The organism is Vibrio floridensis, assembly GCF_021852965.1.
GTDB lineage: Bacteria > Pseudomonadota > Gammaproteobacteria > Enterobacterales > Vibrionaceae > Vibrio > Vibrio floridensis.
In genome coordinates, this window is sequence record NZ_JAKGCY010000007.1 from 147,105 (window position 1) to 166,753 (window position 19,649).

Below are 19,649 nucleotides of genomic sequence, written 5' to 3' on the forward strand. Positions count from 1 at the left end.
GAGCCTAGCTCTACAAGCGTGTAGAGAAGGTGCAGAGACTAGGTGGAGCAATGCGAACTCATTGCGTAAGACACCATAAGCGCCCTCCATCTAAGGTATAAAATCTTCGGATTTCCTAGGAATAGGTTACTAAGATGAAGATATAGTCCAGACTACAAACGCCTTAAGGCGGCAGTGAAAACTGTAGTGGTAAGCTAAGCATGTGGTCGTAGGTTCGAATCCTACTGGGGACGCCATACATATGACGGTGCAGCAATTTTTTGCTGCACCGTTTTTTTTTGAAGTAGTTCTTCGCTCTTTGCGTAGAGCATATCAAAAAATCTTTAAATCGTGATTTGATAAAGCTAGGTTCTTTTATCAAAAAATAGCTTCTTATATATCATCTCAAGTTAAGATACGTTTACGTCCTTTGTATTTAGTTTTGAGTGCAACTAAGTTAGTGTCGTCCTTAGAAACTGCGACTAGTTCCTGAAGTGCTAATGTAACATTTCCCAAAACACGCTTTTACCCCTTGTGGGTTTTAAGGCAGACATTACGTTATAGCTTGTGCTTCGTTATGCTATAAACTTGACAGAGGTGAATAAGCGCTTTTAGCGCATCTATGAGGAATGGTTACACGGGCTTCTTCAAAATCAACACGCTGTGGAAAAGCAATGCTTTGATGATGTGGTTGAGACAATGAACTTCTCGGAACAGAAGCAACATCTTCCGTAGGAACTCCATAAGACTAACTTCTATGGTTTTGTCTCTAGTAAGTCCTTCCTTGGCAGAATTATATGTAATGATTTGCGTTGCTTCATCATAGCTATACTTGTAGTGTGCGATACCATTTCTAAGCTGGTTATCAATAGCTTCTTCGTCAAGTTTGAAGAAACAATCATCTAGTGCAGCGAGCTTCCTGCCTAAATCAACATCTGCGTACCTATCAAGCGATGTGAAATCCTTAATAGGTTTATCTTTCTTATTCAAGAGTACTTTTTCTGAAAACTTGTTAAAGTCACCGCGTTTGATTAGATTGTTCAACCCTGCTACTAGTATCAGTTGTCTAGAGTAAACCTCTGCTAAGTCCTTATAGACGTTGTTGCAAGACTCGAAGTTAGTTGTTGATACCCTAGCAGGGACATTGCCTAATTCTTCGGCTTTGTAGTCATAGTACAAAGCTGGTCGTAGAGGAACTTCAAGCTTGATTAACTTAGGGTACAAGCTCAAAGTTTCATGGTGAACGTTCTTCAAGAAGCCAGTGCTTAGTAAACTATCAAAGAACTCATTTAAGTTCTTGTGATGCTCAGTGTAAAGACTTAGAAGTACTTTCGGCATTTCTTTACTAATTTCTTGACTATGCTCATAAACGGTCAATGGAGAAGACATAACTGAAGTAGCCGAATACAGAGCAGCAATTACATCCTGAGGTTTATGTGATTTCAGCGTTATGAACTCTAACTTCTCAAGGCTCTTAATGACTTTTTCAAATCCTTTTATATTACCTTTCTTGTATTGGGACACTAGACGTTTTAGTGTTCGGTGATGTTCTCCTAGCTGGTTTAGAAGTTCCAAGCGTCTAGATAGATCGGCAAAAGACTCTTGTCCAATTTCGCTAATCACACGCATAAACGTAGTGTCACCTTGTTTGTACTCACCAAACGTGGTTGGGAAATCAAGATGCAAGTCAACGAAGACGTTTTCTCCAGTGAAAGGAGCTTTAAACTCCTTTATTTCCGTTGCTCCCTCAAGGTCATTAAGGCCTAATGTGAAGCTAATACGTTCCCCACATTCGGGGCACGCAAATTGGAGTGGTTGAACTTTTCGGTTGGAAAAGCCTATACGGCAATCAATCAAAGTTTCGCAGGTGTCACATTCATAGCGTGTACAAATGTTCATCATCTCAATCTCTTAATTTTTTTGTTTTAACTAAATATTTCTAGTTGTTCTATCAGTGTCAAGCTGTGTTTTAGTTTGTTTGAAAAAGTGCGATGTGAAATGTTTTTGAGAATTGTGCCGAGTTAAAATACCCTCCGAAGAGAGCTAAACAAACAGCTCGCGCGCCAAAAATAGTAACAAGGTTTTGTCAAATATTGAGCTAGTTCCTATGGCTAGCTCGGAACTGCCCCGATTTTAGATTAAACACTCATTCACACTCTTGTTGAAGTTCATTTGCCCTACTAAAAGTTATCCATTTAGATAGTAGTGCCAGCTGTGAATCTAGTCAGCGTTTGCAGACAGTATCCCGTCAAGCAATACAGGTTGAAAGTCTAGATGAATCTTACGATCTCCATATAAAAACAATAGCTATGTCACTGAGTGCACAAATTTACGATGTTTTAGATATCTCATTCTGTTAAATTCTAACAAAAATTTTTAGGGCATTGATTTATGAATGAAGATATTATGGTATCAACTACCGAGTCAGAAACACACCAAGAAAACCCAATTGAGACGTTGCGTATATACGACTTGGAGCATGGGGTTGGCTATAAAAAAAGTGATATCGATTTATCTCAAAACGCCGACTTACTATCGTTTCTTATCAAACTTTCTCAGGAGACGATGAATAGCAACTCTTCTCGAGCTTACACTTTTAATGAGGAAGCTTATGTGGAGTCAGAACTTAGCTCGCTCTTGGGTGATCCTGATTTACACTCAACTAATATTGCCGATCACCTTTATGAAGCAGAAGAGAAATCTCGTTTCAAAACATCGGATGGTTCATTTATCATCGCGAAACTAAAAACAGACCAACGGCATTGCTACCTGCTTACGAAACTTGACCTTAAGAAGTATTTTGAAGAGAAAACATACAAACTTAAATCAGGCCTACCTGAAGATAAAGCGATTTTGAAATCTTGTTTGGTGAACATCAATCAGGATGAGTCTTTTCAAGATGCGATATACTTAACGGACAAAAATGGTGCTATTTCGTTTTTTTGGCATACCGATTTCTTAGATGCTACACCGCAGCGCAACAACGAAACCAATACTAAGGAAGTTTTTGACTTAGTTGGTCGCTTGCTTCGTAGTAAAGTAAAAAAAGTATCTGAAGCCGACTATTTTGGCTTAAAAGACTGTGTCAATTCTTACTTCAACACTAAGGAAGTTTTCAATTTTGATGAGTTCATCGATGAGACTATTGACGCATACACCCCTTTGACCGAAGGATTTACGGTTGAAGACTTAGTTTCGAATCTACGTGAAGCGAAAAGTACGAGAGAGTTTGACGGTTCATTTGAAATTGACAAAACGTATATTAAGAAGAAGATCAAAGAGACCATTACCGTGAATGCGGGAGTTACTCTGATTATTCAAGGCAGTACTAACGATATCATCTATGAAGTCACTCATAATGATAAAGACTACATAATGATTGAAAACAACTCTCCGCGCGGACGATTCAATAGAAAAGAACTCGATTAAGATGCCCGTTCAATATTTTGAAGATGAGAATACTTTTTCTTGTACGTTAACATTAGATGAACAAGATTGGGTACGTCACTTTAGTAGCTTTTCCGATATTGTGCTGGGTGCAAAAAATCACTCAGCCAACTGTAATGTAACAGTCTTTCATGTTGGCGAAGAAGAAGATTCTTTTACCCTTGATGCTCACTCACTTGCGAATGTCGAGGCGTGCACTACGGAGATCTTTCAAATTGAACCCGATAGATCCAACGTATCAGTAAAGCTTGTTGCAACAAAAGATAACCCAAATCGCGTCTTGCAAATCTACTCAAGTGAACACTTCATAGCGTATCTGGCGTCGAAAAAAATGTCGCTTCAATTTAAGTTCATTCTAGCCACTTTGAAGAACAGGTATGACAGTATCAGGCACGTAAATTTTGACAAAGATATATCAGATATTTCGTTCACATGTGGTGACAGCCATATCTTATCGAACAAGACACGTGCACTAAATGACGTAATTGATATCGAAAGTTGCTACGTAGAATATTTGAGTGACCTCAATACCAAGTTTTTCAGTGACAGTTTGTTATTTGACTACATACTTAAGCTTCGAACTTTGGCATCACTTGCTGTGTTGTGTCGAAAATGTGCATTAGATAGGCTAAGTTTCGTATTCGATGGAGACAAAACACTAGACTTAGCGAACGAAGAAATTGAGTTTTATCATAGCTATGGGCAAGTGATTTACGACATGTACTTGTGGGGTTACTGCGACGAACGACATCCAACGCGAGTTAGCATTATAAATCACGTAATCGCGCAGCATCAATATATTCGGGACTCGTTCAAACGCTATGTGTTTGATATATTGGAGTCCAACTATAAGGTCTATATAACTGACAATTTTGAGCAATATGTAGAAGTAACATCAAAACTATCTGACTTTCTTTACGAAACAACAGCTAAAATTGGCGATAAGATTTCTGACAGTATTTCTTCGGCAAGAAACGTACTAATACTTACACTTTCTTACTTTTTCACGATTATTGTTTTTACAGGTATAGATAAAGGAAAAGTAGAGAACGTGTTTAATTTTGAAATTGCCGCTTTATCTACCATTTTCATTCTGGGAGGATTATTAAATCTTCATTGGATACGCAAAGAAATAGTGTCAAACGCTGAGCTGGCGCGAACTCAGTTGAATGAAATGGTTGATAGATATATCTACTATATAGGTGATGGAGAGCTTAATGGAATAAGGGAATGTAATTCACTATCTCTGGTTGAATCTAAAGCGAAACAACGACGAGTTTATGTGTCAACAGCAATAGTCCTACTAGTGTTATTATTCTTTGTTTGGGGAATGTACAGCCTAAAAAGTCCTTTATCGTTTTGGGACTCCATCGTTGCTGATACACAAAAGACAACCGAAGCTCTTACTAATACTGAAAACAAGCCAAAACCTGACAAGCGACTTAATAAGCCAAGAGACACTATAGTCATTGGTACAGAACAACAGGGAAAAAGTACTGACAATGTTAACTCTACGCACGAAAAGTGACTTGTTGAGTTAGCGAAAACCTCAGAATAAAGCTCCTTTCGGAGCTTTTGTTGTCATCACTAAACCACCGCCTTTGTGGGGGGGGGGGGCTTATGGGCGATCATAGAAGTTCATCTGCAGAGGTATAATTAATATGGTCACTCAATTAGAGGTATTGCAATACTTCAATTAATACTTTAAATGCTAATTTAGTAAAATCACTAACGCATTTTGGTCCAGAAGCAACTTTGGTGATGCTAAAGTGCAGATAGTACGATCTAGCTAATCCATACCATAAAAACTGCCAGAACGTGTATGAGTCAGTACAACTAAAATATTATTTTTCCATAGTTTTTAATTTAACTTATATTATGGTTCTCTAGCCATATTTGGTAGATCCTTTTTACTAAGTAGCTAACTGGCTTTTCTCTTTCTTGTTCGAACGCTTCTAATTGTTCTTTTGTGATTAAATTTAAAAAGAAATTAGTATGCTTTTCGAACATTTGAGCATTAACGTCATTCCAGCTTAGTTCAACGAAACTGGTTAAGAAAAGTCTGGCCAAATTGTCGTTCCAATATCTCTTGCAAATTGACTCTAATGTTGGGTGGAACATATGGTGAGATAAAAAATACAATATATATTCTTCGATTAATGACTCTGGTTCACTAGATAAATCATTGTAAAGTAAATAGCTGGCTACGTTTAACTTTACATAACGGCTTTCTATGTCATTATAGAAACTATCTATTTTTTTCTTGTTTATAGAGTTTAATAATTTTAACTTTACATTCCTTTCCATATCACTTGAACAACTAGTATCAATAAGAAGGAACTTTAAAGCGTATTCATCATCGATTTTAATATTATCATCAATATGTTTGTGTAAAAAATGGAAAACAAAATTGTATTTTAAAGTTAGGGTTATATGATCTTCTCTACTTATTGTGGTTGGAGATAGGTTAGATAGTTCTTTTTTTAGAAGTTCATTGAAATAGGTCATTGCTATTTCTTTAGATTTATGGTTGTAGTAAAAATCAATATAATAGTAAAATGTCCCTATACTTTCCTCTTTCAATGATTCGAAGTGTTCATCTATCATTGTTGAAAGTTCTTCATCTAACTCCAAATCTTCTAAACTTGAAAGGTAATGGATTGCCAAATGAATCTCTGACTGAATTCCTCTTAAATAAGCTTGCTTTACAATGGGTAAAAAACAGCCTGGCTTTCCGCTTTGTGCTAGATTCCAAATCAACCTAGTATAGTAAAAATCACTACTGAAATTTAAATTATTATATGTTTCTATGAGGATGGAGATCTTATCGTCATCAATGCTATTTTTGTTTATAAGTTCGACTAAATCCATTAAAAAATACATTAACTCTGAATTTTCAGCCATTTCAATCTCTGGGTTCTTGCTTTGTTCTATGAAATAGTTAAACTCATCATCTATATTACAATCTAAACCCATAGATACTAGTACTTGCTTTGCCCAGTAAGAACTCCCTTTTTGATCATCTATTATTTTCTTTAGCACTTTCACTAGTATATCTTTATTTATACTAAAAAGTGCTTCTGATGCATCATAGAACTCTTGTTTATGAGAAGTTGCTTCTAGTATAGAAGTGATGCTTTTCACATCATAGTCATCACCAAATAGTGCAAGAGTCCTTAAGCTCATGCACAGAGGAACTTTCTCGCTATTTAACCATTGTTCCAAACGCTCCCTAGCAATATCAGTAATACTTGTTGGTAGAGAACTGAACCAAATACCATATTCTCCTCCAGAGATTTTTATTGGAAATTGTGCCTGTTGCTCATTTTTAACAAGAATGTCAACAAGAGTATCCCTATCACCATTCACTGCAAGTGCTCTACGCCTTTGAGATTGATGATGGTGATCAAGGCAACCATCTTTGGATCTCAATCGATTATAACAATCCTCCGTACCCAGTATCCCTAAAGCATGAATTGCATCACTCCTAGTAAGAACCTTAGTACTTTTTTCTAATTCAAGAATCCTATCTTGTATTGATTTAATATATTTTCCTTGGAATTTTTTGGCTACTCTAGCACCGAGGCTAATATCAAATGAAAAAACAGTTTCTAAATAATCTTCTTTATCATCATCACAAATATAATCACTAGTATGTAACCAAGTATCGTATTGAGAGCTGTCGAATTCCGTTTCTTTGTATGAAGTCCAAGTCTTAGAAAGAACTTTAGAAGCCAGATAGTCTGATATTATTGCATGTGGAGTAGAGAAATGACTATCTTCTCCTTTAATATAGATTTCATATTGTTTTATCATTTCGATAAACTCATAAAGATCTAATAACATTGAAATATATGAACGTTGCTCTTCTAATTCATTGTATGTTTCAACGAGTAAATCGAAAAATTGCTCTTCTGGTATTGAAATTAATTTTTTCTCAAATTTAGCTTTGTAAGTTATCAGTGAGAATACGTCTTTAATTTTGGATGTCGATAACCCATTTAATTTCAAAGAAGTGCTTTTTATTCTATTCTTGTCTTCTTCAATTTTATTTGATATCCAATTTTCAAGCACATCACTCAAACTATTTGGTAAGGTTCCATGTTTTTCGTAATAGCTAATAGAAAGAGACAAAGCAAAGGGAGATGATAAATAGTTATGACCCAGTTTCCCTACTTTTTCCCTATATTCATTGCAAAACGATAGCTGTTTTTCTTGCGTAAATACTTTTGCAGAAACGTTTAGTACACTTCTATAGGACAGTGGCTGTATTGAAAAACATGTGTCAATTAAATCTGAGGTTGTTCTGACAGTTAAACCTGTATTTCGTGTTGTTAAGATATAACTGTTATTCTCAATGATTGATGACAGATCATCGTAAAATGCCTGAGTATCATGTTGTAGCATTTCATCTAGCCCATCAAAAAGAAATATAATTTTAAATGGCAAGCTTTTCCATGAACCATAGGTAATGCCAAGCTCATGATTTATCATCTCATTTAAATTATTCCTAGAGTAACTTCTAATTCTTATCTTTACAGGAAGGAATTCAATGTCGGATTTATTGCTCACTAATGTGTAATGAAGTAGTGATAACGTGCTAGACTTACCACTGCCACCTGGCGAAGATAATATAATATTCTTACCACTTTTGAGTAGTAATCCAAGATCTTCGATCGAAAATAGACTTTTTTTGTAATTGTCCAAATCTTTATTACTTTTTAAATTGTTTGGTAATTTTGATTGGCTATAGTGTAAAGTTGTTAGTTTGCTAGTTTCTTTTGAAAACTTGGATAGATATTCTTTGATGTCAAAGTTAGGTGTTGGTGTATCTTTCAATACCTTTTCAAGTGAAAAGTGTTTTTCTAAAATATTATCTAAATCAGTCCATATAATGAGTAATTCGTTTGTAAAGTCTAGGCCTGACCAAATTACTAGGTTGTCTAAAGAATCTATGTATTTCAGAACAGTGTCTATTGGTTTAATGCCACTCTCTTCTGCGGTCTCTAATAGTTTTTTATGACAGTTTCTTTTTTTTATGAGCTTTTCACACTCTTTTTTTAATTCTAAGTAATTATCTTGTCGGAGAGCCTGTCTTAAGTTTCCAGCAACTGTTCCCGAAGTGATTATATAGTGCTGCTTAATGGTTGATTTATTTATTTTTCCATCTAGCCCGACTTTAATCAATTCCTCTGCTACAGTGTTTATACTTAGTGTTGTTGTTGTGTATCTTTTACACTGAATACATACTACTCCACCTATATCTGTAGTCTTAGCTGTACAATCGAAACCTTGATCGCCTGAAGGTTGAGGCCCACTTTGCATCTCAAAGCCTTTTTTGGGGCCTAGCAATGACAAGCATTGATACGTAAAATCCTCGAAAGAGTCAGATGACAGTTGTTTAAGTGGAATAGGGTGACCTTGATAAATTGGTGGTTTACTAGCTAACTTTAATTGTGTCATAAGCTTAAGATTGTATTTTTCTTTGAAATATCGATTCAGTTTGCTCTAGATATTACACTGTCATCAAAGGTATTAAGTTGATTCAAACCGCGTTTTTTAGTCTCAATCTCATCAGAAAACTTCATATCTATCAGTAAATTTCAATAGACGCTGCCATAGACTTAGAGTTGGGCATGTAAACCTTCCTTAACTAGTGATACTCATAATTGGAGTTACTGCGTCGTGGATCCTAAAACAGCGTAGCATTATTTGTAGTTATTCGTAGATTGCTAAATTACGTAAATACACTAAGGCTTTGTTGCTTAAATCGATGGAACTAAATCAAGAAGCTACGATCTGATCTGGCTACACCCATCAATCGTCGTAGCCTCATGCCTAAACCTCGTTACAAAACAACTAACTGGAAGCAGTACAATAAAGCCTTAATCAACCGTGGTTCTCTGACCTTTTGGATTGATGAGGAAGCGATAGCCGAGTGGAAGCAAAACAAACAAGGCAGCGCGGCAGACCTCGCCAATTCAGCGACTTAGCCATTACTACTGCACTGATGGTGAAACGCATGTTCTCTATGCCGTTGAGAGCACTGCAAGGATTTCTAGACTCGGTATTTAAGCTGGCTAACATCCCGCTAGTTTGTCCCCACTACACCTGTATAAGCCGTCGAGCTAAGGAAGTTGAGGTTTCATTTAAAACTAAAACCAGAGGTGCGATACAACACCTAGCCATTGATGCCACTGGCCTCAAGGTTTATGGCGAAGGCGAATGGAAGGTCAAGAAGCATGGTACTGACGGGAAGCGTAGGGTTTGGCGTAAGCTGCATATCGCAGTAGATACTAGCACCCACGAAATAGTCGCAGCAGAGCTGAGCTTATCTAACGTAACCGATGCCGAAGTACTTCCCAACTTGCTTAAGCAGACACGTCGTAAAATCATTGAGATATCAGGCGATGGTGCTTATGACACAAGGAATTGCCATGATGCCATACGGCTCAAGCGAGCTGTTCCGCTCATTCCGCCACGAGAAGGGGCAGCCTTCTGGGAGCGAGGACATCCTCGCAACTTAGCAGTGGGTTGCCAAAAGCTCTACGGCTCTAACAAGAAATGGAAAAAGCGGTATGGTTATCATAAGCGCTCGCTCTCAGAGACAGCAATGTATCGGGTAAAACAGTTGTTAGGTGGGAAATTAAGCCTGAGGGACTACAACGCTCAAGTTGGTGAGACTTACGCTATGATCAAAGCGCTGAACAAGCTTACAGGGCTAGGTATGCCTGAAACTCAGTATGTTGTATAGGAATCACTCAATTCAGGCGGTTTGGTTTCCTGTCCGAATTACGCAACAAAGCCTTTTCACGTTTCATTGATGGCTACTCCCGTTTTTTATTGACGCAATCACTTTTAATAAATCTGTAGCAATTGCTGGGCATTTGTCGTTCATAAAAACCATTACTTCATCACCAAACTTCATCGTTACGATACCGTTCTTATCGACACTTAGCAGAGCGAAAGACTGCTTCAAATCAAGAGTCGTGTTACTTCCATTGGTTGTGGTTTCTGCCATCTTTCCCTCACTGCTAACGAGTATGTTTACAAAATGGGCAATAATTGTTACCCGAGATGTTTACTTAATTGATCTGTTTAACTTTTCGACGATCTTAGTGGCATGTCGAAATATTGCGTCCTTTACTAGCGAAAACTCCTTTTCAGGAAATCGATTGTCTATAGAGCTAAGTGCGCTACTAAATTGAGCGAGAAAGGCAGAGATGATTTCATGGCAGTTCGCATTGCTGATACCGAACTGAGCAGCTGTCTGCTCTATATGGCGTAAACAAATTTTGTTGATATGGTATTTGTATCCCCGTGATGCTTTCAGTCCCATAGCTAGCTTTAACTTTCGCTTATTTAACCCAGTGACACCGACGGCAGGATAAGCTGATAGCAAATCGTAGAACGGAGCGAGCTGATAGTGTCCGCCAGGAGCAATATGCACGGAAAAGTTCTTGAGATGACCGTCTGTGGCACCAAGAAGACACTGCAAAACCATGAACTTAAAAAAGTCATGATTGTTCGCCTTTCTTTCTGCTGAGAGACTCAAAACATCAATAATTTTGGAGACTCCGAGGTTGTTCTCAGATTGATATTTTTGATGTTCAGGGACACCAAAGATCTGACAGAAATCTTCTTGGTGCCTACGAGACACAACTCCGTCAACAAAACATCGGTCGAACCGTTCCACAACAAGGGCTTTTGCTCCTGATTCTACCCTTATTATCTCTATATCGGGAACATTGAAACCAAGCTCCTTAGCAATTCGATTGCAGATGAATTCATTCTCAACACTGCTGCTCATATCTAGTACTGAGTTGCTTTGCACAATCGCATCCATCGGATATTTGATAATGTGGCTACTGATTGATTTCCCTTGAGGTACGTACCATTTACCGTTCAACCTAGTTAGCGTTGTTTTTCGCTGAGTGCCTGAAATACAAGGTCGATATTCCCCAAAAAATGGAAGAAATGACTTACGCTGAGTAACGAGTTCATTTAATTCACTTGCCGAGATCTCTCGATATTCCCATCCTATGTTTGGTGCCTGTCTGCTCTCAGTAAATGAAATGCCGCCCGTACAATCATGACCGATCTTGGAGAGTAAATTGAATGCATCGTTGGATTGCACACCTACCGAGTGAGCAAGGCTTAATCGTTCTTCTTTCAAGTCAGGAAGCAGGTTGTGAATAAAATTCAGTGCATTAAATTCTGAGCATTCTCCTCTTGCGAGCGGTAGGCTTAACGAAATAGGGAAAGCTGAATCATATGCTAACCACTCATCAGAGTATGAAAATGATAAGTTGGTCTTCGACTGTTGGACAAACTGCCCCACGAGCATATTGTTTGTGGCATGTGCGTAAAGTATAGGATTGTACAAATTAGCTCCCACTTTCCACTGGGTGGGCTGTGTTTTTGTAGAAGGTAATTGCGTTTTCTACTGCCTGTATTTCGGCTTTGAGATCCAATCTACGATTGTCATACTCGGTTATATACTCGTCTAAACACAGCCGAAGTTCTGAGTGTTGAGCACACAACCGATTGAAATGCTTCCATGTCCTTTTATGAAGAGAATAGGATTCTGACAGCTCTGACTGTCTATCTTGCAAAATCGTCAAAAGACTTTCTCTTTTAAAAGAAAGGCAGTTGGAGTCCTCACTGTAGTTGTCGTAATCCACGACCTCCCAGTCGATATGGTTAAACATAAAACCTTTGGAAAATTCTTCATCACCATGCTTATCGAAACCGCACGAGAGCACTGCTCCGATCAATGACATTTCCTTCAATTTTTTTTCGACATATTCATCCGATAAGTATTCTTTTTCATCACTGTCTAATGGAACGGATTTTAGGTCGTTGGCAGAGAAGTGCTCATTGTAATAAATGGCGAGAAATAGCTCTTTTCGGATTCTTACCTTTGTTTGCATAAAAAATGACCGATTGTGTTGATTTTGAGGATTATAATCCGTGGTCATATAGTCCGCAAGTGTGCATTGTTCTAGAAATTAATTTCATAAATAAAAAACATGAACACGAAACTTGCCGAAGCTGTAGGCCAACGTATTGTACAAATGAGAAGATCCAAAGGTTTACCTCAAGAGAAGCTAGCCCTCGTCGCTGAGATAGATAGAAGCTATATGAGCCGCATCGAACGAGGTAAAATCAATATCACGCTTGAAAAGTTGTATCAGATTGCAGACGCTTTGGGCTGTGATGTAAAGGAACTTCTGCCTTAATGAATTAGGTTTGTATGTAGTTTGGGCTGAATCGATTGGAGTTTATTTGAGGGATGGGGCTGATTTTCACAGCTATGTTGCAGAGAGTTCAATGACCACGAAAGATCATGGGGCAATCTCTTTTCGACTCTCTGCCTTTTGGCTACAGCGTATTAGCCAATTCCGCTGTTTCATAACATAACGCACCTTACACGGATGAACGAGTGTTCATCAGGAGGAGCGTCCTTTCACGATTTAACTCCCGATTGGTGAATGATCAGCCAAAGTTGTGAGATAAGTATAGTCTATTCGTGATTTATCTTCTCTTTAACATTTGAGGTAGAGATGTTGAACAGTGATATGGGTTATGAATCTCATTTCTTAATAGGCTTAATTGACCACACTGACTTTAGGTAATAGCTTTTAACTACATGTAGTTATTAGAAGCTAAGGAATCGCGTTTGGCTAACCCAATTGTAATCAAAAATCATCTTAAAGTTGGTGACCTAGATGCTGAGACAGATACCAGTCTACTTGAGACATGCTTTATCGATAAAGGCTACATTAGTCAATTAATGGATGTAGGTGACCCACTATCAATCGTATTAGGTAGAACTGGAGCAGGAAAAAGCGCTCTGATCTATAAGATTTCTCAACTAGCCGAAAAGTCAAAACAAATCGATCCTAATGACATATCAGTAAGGTTTCTGGAACATTCAGACATAATCCAATTCTTGGATACTTTAGACGTTAATTTGGATCTCTTCTATCGCCTTCTATGGAGGCATATCCTTATAGTTGAGTTACTTAAGCTCAGATATAACATCAAGAACGAAACAGACAACCGAAACTTCTTTGATAGTATTAGTGATTATTTCAGAAGAGATTCTGTAAAGAAAAAAGCTATTGAATACTTTAGAGAATGGGGGGATAGGTTCTGGCTTGACACGGATGAGCACTTAAAAGTAATCACTCAAAAGCTTGAAAATGATACCAAAGCAAACTTAGGCGCGAAATATACAGGTTTATCCTTCAGTGTTAGTGGTGCTGAAAAACTAACTGATGAACAAAAAATAGAGATAAAACAAAGAGCTAGCCAGGTTGTGAGCGGTCTTCAAATTAAGAAACTAAACGAAATGCTAGATTTAATCGCGGAACACTCATTTCATGACCCCCAACAAAAGTTTTATATCGTTATTGACCAATTGGATGAAAGCTGGGCTAACACAATTACAAGATGTAAGTTCATACGGGCACTAATTGAGGAAATAAAAACTTTCCGAAAAGTTGAAAATATTAAGATTATTGCAGCTATGCGGAAGGACTTATTAGATCTCGTTTTCGACAAAACGCGGGGCGCTGGATTTCAAGAAGAAAAATATGAATCATATATTTTACCGATACAGTGGACACGCGATGAGTTAACCGATTTGATAGAAAAGCGCGTTAAAGAAGTATTCAAACGGCAATACACTAAGGAAGATGTAACATTCAAAGACATATTCCCTTCAGCTACTAAAGGAGGAGGTCAACTAGCTATTGATTTTATTCTGGAGCGTACTCTCTTTCGCCCCAGAGATATTCTTCAGTTTGTTAATGAGTGTTTCAAGGTTGCATATGGACGTGAGCGAGTCTCATGGAGATCAATTTATGCTGCAGAAGCTCAATACTCCGAGAAAAGACTTAAGTCTCTAAAAGAAGAGTGGGGAGAAGTATACCCCTCATTTGACGAAACTGTTGAAATCCTAAGGGGGTTACAGACCTCTTTCAAACGCTCAGATCTCTCTGAATCACGTCTAGAACATATAATTACAGATTTATATGAGCAAAAAACAGATGATCCATGTGTTTGCGCTGTAAAGGATTATTTCGATACAACGGGAGAAGTCAAGCAAACAGAAATATTAAATAAAATCCTGATTTGCTTATATCGTGTTGGAGCCATTGGAATAAAGATCAGTGCGCTCAGTACATTTATGTGGTCTTTCTTTGATCAAAGTACGGTGAGCAGAGGTGAAGTGAGGCGTGCTTCTCAAATCAAGGTACATAAAATGCTTTACCGTTCCTTAGATATACAGGTAACTGGTTCGGAAAGGTTTGAAGCACTAGAAACCGAGGATGTATCTTAGAGTGTTAAGATGCTTTTCCTAATCTGAAATAGCAGCTTTGGAATAATATCCCTAGCTCACTGTTGTACAGAGATTTGCGTGCGCAATTACGTCAAAAGCACTTTACCCCAAAGCGACATAAAGGAAAATAATACTCGGGTCAGGTCTTTCTTTTTTCCCAAGCAAAATTTATCTGAGAGTCCTACATTCGCCAGAAATAGTAACACGGAAATGTCCAGAATGGTGTCTGCGCCGATCACGGCAAACTCACCTTTGCCCCAAAACGTTTTAGGCACCTTCTAAATCTCAATTATAACACCTTTATTTGACCTAATTTTCTTTATCCAACAAAGTGTTTAGTGGCTGTCTAGTTAGGGGCATGAAATGTCATTAGAAGAAACAAAAGCTAGTTTGCTAGCTGCAAGCGAAACAGCAGATGGTTTGCTGGCACAGATTAATGATTTGTATATCCAAGAAATACGAACTGAAGAGAAAATCTTAAAGGAGGCACTGTCTGAGCTACATAACTCAGGAGAGATTGATCTTGTCGAGATAGTAAGAGGAGTTGATAAAAGCTCCAACGGATACGAATTTTTCACAACTTTGCATGCCTTTGAAAGCGCGTTACCTTTACTAAATGCAAGTGTTGACGATGTTCTACGTTGCTTAGTTCATCTTACGCAGCAGGGTGGTAGTAGTGGCGTATATGGAGCCTTTGAACGTTTCTGTCGAGCGCAAGCCTCTCGTCCTAGATATAGTGTTGGATTTATCTTGGCACAAAGTGAGCTTAGTACATATGCCCCTTTTCTATCCAGTTCAATTCTCGCATACGACTCAAATCATGTAACCGAAGCTATCCAGACGATAGAAAATTTGATTGCTGATAGACATGAGCTGATCAGGAGACAAGCATATTTTACTTTGGGGAGGCTTGATGTAGGTGAAACTCAGGCTAATGTCATTTGGAGAATACTTAACAACAGTGCTAGAAATGAGTGCGACAGCGATTGTTGTGCTTCGATACTGAAATCAATGCTTTGTTTTGGACAAACATTCCCATCTTATTGGCAGCCGATTGAAGATATTCTACTGACGTTTGTTGAGGGAGCTTCTCCAGAGGTTATCTATGAGATATCAGATATTGTCGCCTTTCAAAGAGTCGCCCTACCGCAGAGTGTTCTTGAGCTTCTGGTAAAACAACTTTTCAATGTTTCACCTGAGCATAATAGCACCGTCAGCAATATTAATTATGTGTTAGTTAAATTGGTTAAGAGCGGTTCAACTTCAGTTGCAGTCGAATTATTGGAATCAATCTTAGCTGTAGGTGTGGAAATCACGGATTTAGGCTATTTATCTAATGAGTTACTGCGTAAACATCGAGATTTACTTAACCACATTATTACAAGGTGGTTCCTATCTGGAGAAGTATCACTTTGTCATGGTGCTCTGGATTTACTTCATGATGTAACGGGCAAGGACATTGAACTAAAGGCTGATATGGCATTGCTAGATGATGAAGTGAAGCAGATATTTGTGAGTCACAAGGCTGTAGGTTGGCTCTTTATGCGCCCTATATCAGCAGCAAGCTTCATTCTATCTATTTGCGAAACTGCTTCGACAGCTATAAGTAAAGATTTTGAACAGATTTTATACTATCCCTTGCTTTTGAGTTATCCTGGACAGCTTAAGCGATTCTTCCAATCATGCATTGATAAAGGATTTCAAGCACATCTATGTGAACATCTTCTCAGTAGACTACAGTCTTACCACTCTGATATTGAGAAAGTATCTGAATTAAAGGAGCTAATGGCACCCAGCGAAAATATAAATGTTTACTGGAAAGAATCCAACAGGCATATGCAGACAGCCTACGAAAAAGCATCTAGAGGATCGCTTATTGACCATCTGTGCTCAAAAAAGCAGATTTTATTGTATGGTAATAGCTCAATTTACTATGTACATAAGGGGGACGGAGAGACAATTCGGCAAGAGATGCAAATGCAGTCTTTTTCTCATTCTACTGAAATGCCTAGTTTAGACGTCCTAGATCCAGAGTCACTAGATTATATGTTACGACTTTACCGTTGTGAGAGAATGAAAAATGAAATTAATTCTTAAGCAATACTTAGCTTCTCTGAAAGAGCGTAAGGAATTAGATGCTGTGTTACCCGATTTATTGAGTAGCATGGGAATGAATGTGTTCATTTCACCGACTCGTGGGGTTAAAGAATACGGCGTTGATATAGCAGCAGTTGGACATGTTAAGGCGGAGGAAGAAAAAGTTTATTTGTTCTCTGTTAAGTCTGGAAACCTTACTCGTGATACTTGGAATGGGAATACAGATCAAGCTCTTAGACCCTCGTTAGATGAGATTCAAGACTCATTTATCCCTAGTCGCCTGCCTCCTGAACATCGGGATAAAAAAATAGTCATCTGTTTATGTTTTGGCGGGGATGTTAACTCTGGTATTAGGCAGGAAGTCTCTGGGTATGAGAAACGAAATACACGAGACAATATTTCTTTTGAGGAGTGGAATGGAGATAAACTCTCAGAGTTCATTCAAAAGTACTTGCTGAAGGAGAAGTTGTTGCCTAGCTCCTGTCAGGCTTTGTTAAGAAAATCCTTGGCTTTACTCGAAGAACCCGAGAGTTCAAATAAGCATTTTTCACAATTAGTTGATGAAGTTCTGTCAAATGCCACTGATTCCGATTCTGTTGCATCGGCCATAACACGGGTAAACGTTTGTTTATGGGTTCTGTACTCATGGTGTCGTGATGGAGGGAATCTAGAATCAGCATATCTTTCGTCGGAGCTAGCATTGCTGTTGGCTTGGAATAAGGTCAAAGATCACTACACAGGAAGGAACAAGTCCTCGAAATCGTTTGATAGCATTTTAGATACATATCAACAGATTACTGATTGTTATGTAGATCGATGTTTAATTCCATATGTTGAATTTAAATACGCTCTCTCTCATGCTGTTCATTCGCCAAGTTCTATTGATGTAAATATTAAGCTATTTGATGTTTTAGGACGTTTAGCGGTTAAAGGGCACTGGATTTTAGACTCACTGTCCAAGAATTACGTGGAAACTCCACCTATAGCTGGAGAAAGCGAAGAACAGGAAAAATTACGGCTTCGCCTCAGAGAAATAACGAGGTCAATTAACCTATTGGTCGTTAATAATCCAATGTTGCTATCGCCTTACAAAGACTCACAAGCAATTGATCTTGGTCTCGCTTTAACTTTGCTTTCAAATAATTCAGAACTTGATGATTTTGTACGAAGTTGGCTCTCGGAAATAGTCAATAGGTGCATATTCTGTTTTGAAAGTAATGGCATGTATCCAATCGTTCACAACTCTTACGAAAAGCTGCTTGAACATCGAAATAAAGATAAAGCCGACAGTAACTATAAAAATAAAGTTACGGAGGCTAGTGTTTTGTACCCGCTGTTAACGGTTTTTTGCTCTCTGTATAAACTAGATTCAGTAAGCCAAGATTTGGAAAAGTTTGCCACAGAAAAACTGGCACATAGCACGTTACAATATTGGTATCCAAACCAACATAGTGAGGACGCTATGTACTCTAACTCTGATACGCATGGCTCTGCATCAACTGACTTTCCTATGAATAGTAGTTCAGCGCTAGAGCATATAAAACAAGAATGTAGCGAGGCAGATTCATTCAAGAAAATGTCAGCTGTAACTGAAGGAAAGGCTCCGTTAGTACTAACAGCTTGCCGCTGCTACCGATATCCAGTTCCTTTCCATTATCTTGAGGACTGGTTCACTGCATCTGAGTGAATAGCAAAGTTTGAGATTTTCAGATCCTTTTTATGGAAACTGAAATGCCATAATTAATTGAGATAGCTTTATCTCAATTAATTCAAGTTTGGCTAATTTAGTGAAATATATAACACGTTTATGTCCATTTGTGAGTTACGATACAAGAAGGCGACTGTACAATCTAGTCGTGAGTTACCAGCGAGTATGTAAGTTCGAGTATGAGCTACTACAAGCAAAGTATGCGCTCATTCAGTTTTCTACATTCTTATCCAACATGGACTCACTCAGACGATTGTTATTGCCACTTTCAGCTATTACATTACTTTCCAATACTATCGCTTCAATAAGATAGGAATTACAGGAGTAATTTCTGAGGTAGAATTTTCTCTATTACTTCTTTGAAACCAGGATCAGATATAGGCGTATGTGTTTTTATTGGTCTGGCAGCGTATAGAACTCCTTCATCATCGAAGTATAGTTGTTTATTCTGACCATTTAAGAAGTTTCTTAGAATCTCTACATCCAAACTATCTAGTTGAGCTGTTGGCAGGCTTGGATTGACATCACTATTAGTCGTTGATGGCTTCGAATGATATTCGGGATACACTGCGGGCAAATCGCGGAGTCCGCGTAATGCTAGATTTTGCTTTGTTAGCGAAGTCATCTGACCGTAAAGAACCGATATTTTATACCGTAGCACAGGATCGGTAATCTTCATCAAGTCTTCTTCAGTAATTAAGGAGTTTGATTGGTAAGAGGAAATAACCGTATCAGAGTTGTTTTGTGTGGTTGCCTCAACCAATGCTGAAATGCCAAGTTGTTTACTCTGCGCTACCTTAATCCAACAATCAATTAGAATTGGATATGGATTCTTACCCTCCCTTCTGTTGTAAATAGTACGCTCCGAAACAAGCATTCCTTGACTGGCGAGTGCTTTTACTATTGCTGGGACGGATGGGGTAGCGTTAACATCTACCATTTTTTCACAAGCTTTGTTTATGGCACTCAAAGTTGCTTTAACGTTAGCTTTTGTTGCATCTTCGTAAAGTTCATCGTAGAGCTTTTGGATATCAGGTTTTGAAAAAATATCTACTTCTTTCATATGCT

12 protein-coding genes and 1 pseudogene are annotated in these 19,649 nt (G+C 38.1%); 7 read left to right on the forward strand and 6 right to left on the reverse strand.

The features are described from left to right. Nucleotides 1-612 precede the first annotated feature (612 nt). Nucleotides 613-1,881 carry a hypothetical protein gene (locus LZU85_RS12820; protein ID WP_237287218.1) on the reverse strand — a complete coding sequence of 423 codons (1,269 nt, stop codon included), beginning with the start codon at nucleotides 1,879-1,881 and terminating at the stop codon, nucleotides 613-615. Nucleotides 1,882-2,370: 489 nt separating this feature from the next. On the opposite strand from LZU85_RS12820, the gene LZU85_RS12825 reads away from it, so the two are divergent. Together LZU85_RS12825 and LZU85_RS12830 are read left to right on the forward strand one after the other, a co-directional pair. Then, on the forward strand, nucleotides 2,371-3,408 hold the full coding sequence (locus LZU85_RS12825) for a nucleoid-associated protein (RefSeq protein WP_237287219.1): 1,038 nt from the start codon (nucleotides 2,371-2,373) through the stop codon (nucleotides 3,406-3,408). Between the two features lies 1 nt (nucleotide 3,409). Next, nucleotides 3,410-4,954, forward strand: coding sequence for a hypothetical protein (locus tag LZU85_RS12830; RefSeq protein ID WP_237287220.1), 1,545 nt, complete (start codon nucleotides 3,410-3,412; stop codon nucleotides 4,952-4,954). Nucleotides 4,955-5,292: 338 nt separating this feature from the next. Here LZU85_RS12830 and LZU85_RS12835 read toward each other — a convergent pair whose 3' ends face one another. Beyond that, the gene (locus tag LZU85_RS12835) at nucleotides 5,293-8,889 is read right to left on the reverse strand and encodes a restriction endonuclease (RefSeq protein WP_237287221.1); all 3,597 of its coding nucleotides are present in this window, start codon (nucleotides 8,887-8,889) and stop codon (nucleotides 5,293-5,295) included. A 371-nt stretch (nucleotides 8,890-9,260) separates the two neighbouring features. Between LZU85_RS12835 and LZU85_RS12840 the strand changes: the two are divergent. Next, nucleotides 9,261-10,180 (forward strand): annotated as a pseudogene (locus LZU85_RS12840) (IS5 family transposase). Between the two features lie 63 nt (nucleotides 10,181-10,243). Here the strand turns inward: LZU85_RS12840 and LZU85_RS12845 are convergent. Genes LZU85_RS12845 through LZU85_RS12855 form a run of 3 tightly spaced genes read right to left on the reverse strand, consistent with a single transcriptional unit; the run spans nucleotide 10,244 to nucleotide 12,359 of the window. Then, nucleotides 10,244-10,447 (reverse strand): hypothetical protein, encoded by a 204-nt coding sequence (locus LZU85_RS12845; protein WP_148514062.1) that lies wholly within the window; start codon nucleotides 10,445-10,447, stop codon nucleotides 10,244-10,246. A gap of 60 nt (nucleotides 10,448-10,507) precedes the next feature. After that, nucleotides 10,508-11,812, reverse strand: coding sequence for a HipA domain-containing protein (locus LZU85_RS12850; protein WP_237287222.1), 1,305 nt, complete (start codon nucleotides 11,810-11,812; stop codon nucleotides 10,508-10,510). 1 nt (nucleotide 11,813) lies between these two features. Continuing rightward, a complete protein-coding gene (locus tag LZU85_RS12855; RefSeq protein ID WP_149144925.1) occupies nucleotides 11,814-12,359 on the reverse strand; it encodes a hypothetical protein in 546 nt (181 codons plus the stop codon). A 99-nt stretch (nucleotides 12,360-12,458) separates the two neighbouring features. On the opposite strand from LZU85_RS12855, the gene LZU85_RS12860 reads away from it, so the two are divergent. The 4 genes from LZU85_RS12860 (at nucleotide 12,459) to LZU85_RS12875 (ending at nucleotide 18,560) form a co-directional block, all read left to right on the forward strand. Beyond that, on the forward strand, nucleotides 12,459-12,668 hold the full coding sequence (locus tag LZU85_RS12860) for a helix-turn-helix domain-containing protein (protein ID WP_013857579.1): 210 nt from the start codon (nucleotides 12,459-12,461) through the stop codon (nucleotides 12,666-12,668). A gap of 440 nt (nucleotides 12,669-13,108) precedes the next feature. Beyond that, entirely contained in the window at nucleotides 13,109-14,776 is a 1,668-nt protein-coding gene (locus LZU85_RS12865; RefSeq protein ID WP_113624449.1) for a P-loop ATPase, Sll1717 family, read from the forward strand. 363 nt (nucleotides 14,777-15,139) lie between these two features. Then, nucleotides 15,140-16,873: a hypothetical protein gene (locus tag LZU85_RS12870; protein ID WP_237287223.1), complete on the forward strand. Its 1,734-nt coding sequence runs from the start codon at nucleotides 15,140-15,142 to the stop codon at nucleotides 16,871-16,873. Continuing rightward, nucleotides 16,857-18,560 (forward strand): hypothetical protein, encoded by a 1,704-nt coding sequence (locus LZU85_RS12875; protein ID WP_039451841.1) that lies wholly within the window; start codon nucleotides 16,857-16,859, stop codon nucleotides 18,558-18,560. Before LZU85_RS12870 ends, LZU85_RS12875 begins: the two co-directional genes overlap by 17 nt. 337 nt (nucleotides 18,561-18,897) lie before the next feature. Here LZU85_RS12875 and LZU85_RS12880 read toward each other — a convergent pair whose 3' ends face one another. After that, nucleotides 18,898-19,644 (reverse strand): hypothetical protein, encoded by a 747-nt coding sequence (locus LZU85_RS12880; RefSeq protein WP_206626798.1) that lies wholly within the window; start codon nucleotides 19,642-19,644, stop codon nucleotides 18,898-18,900. Nucleotides 19,645-19,649: the final 5 nt, after the last annotated feature.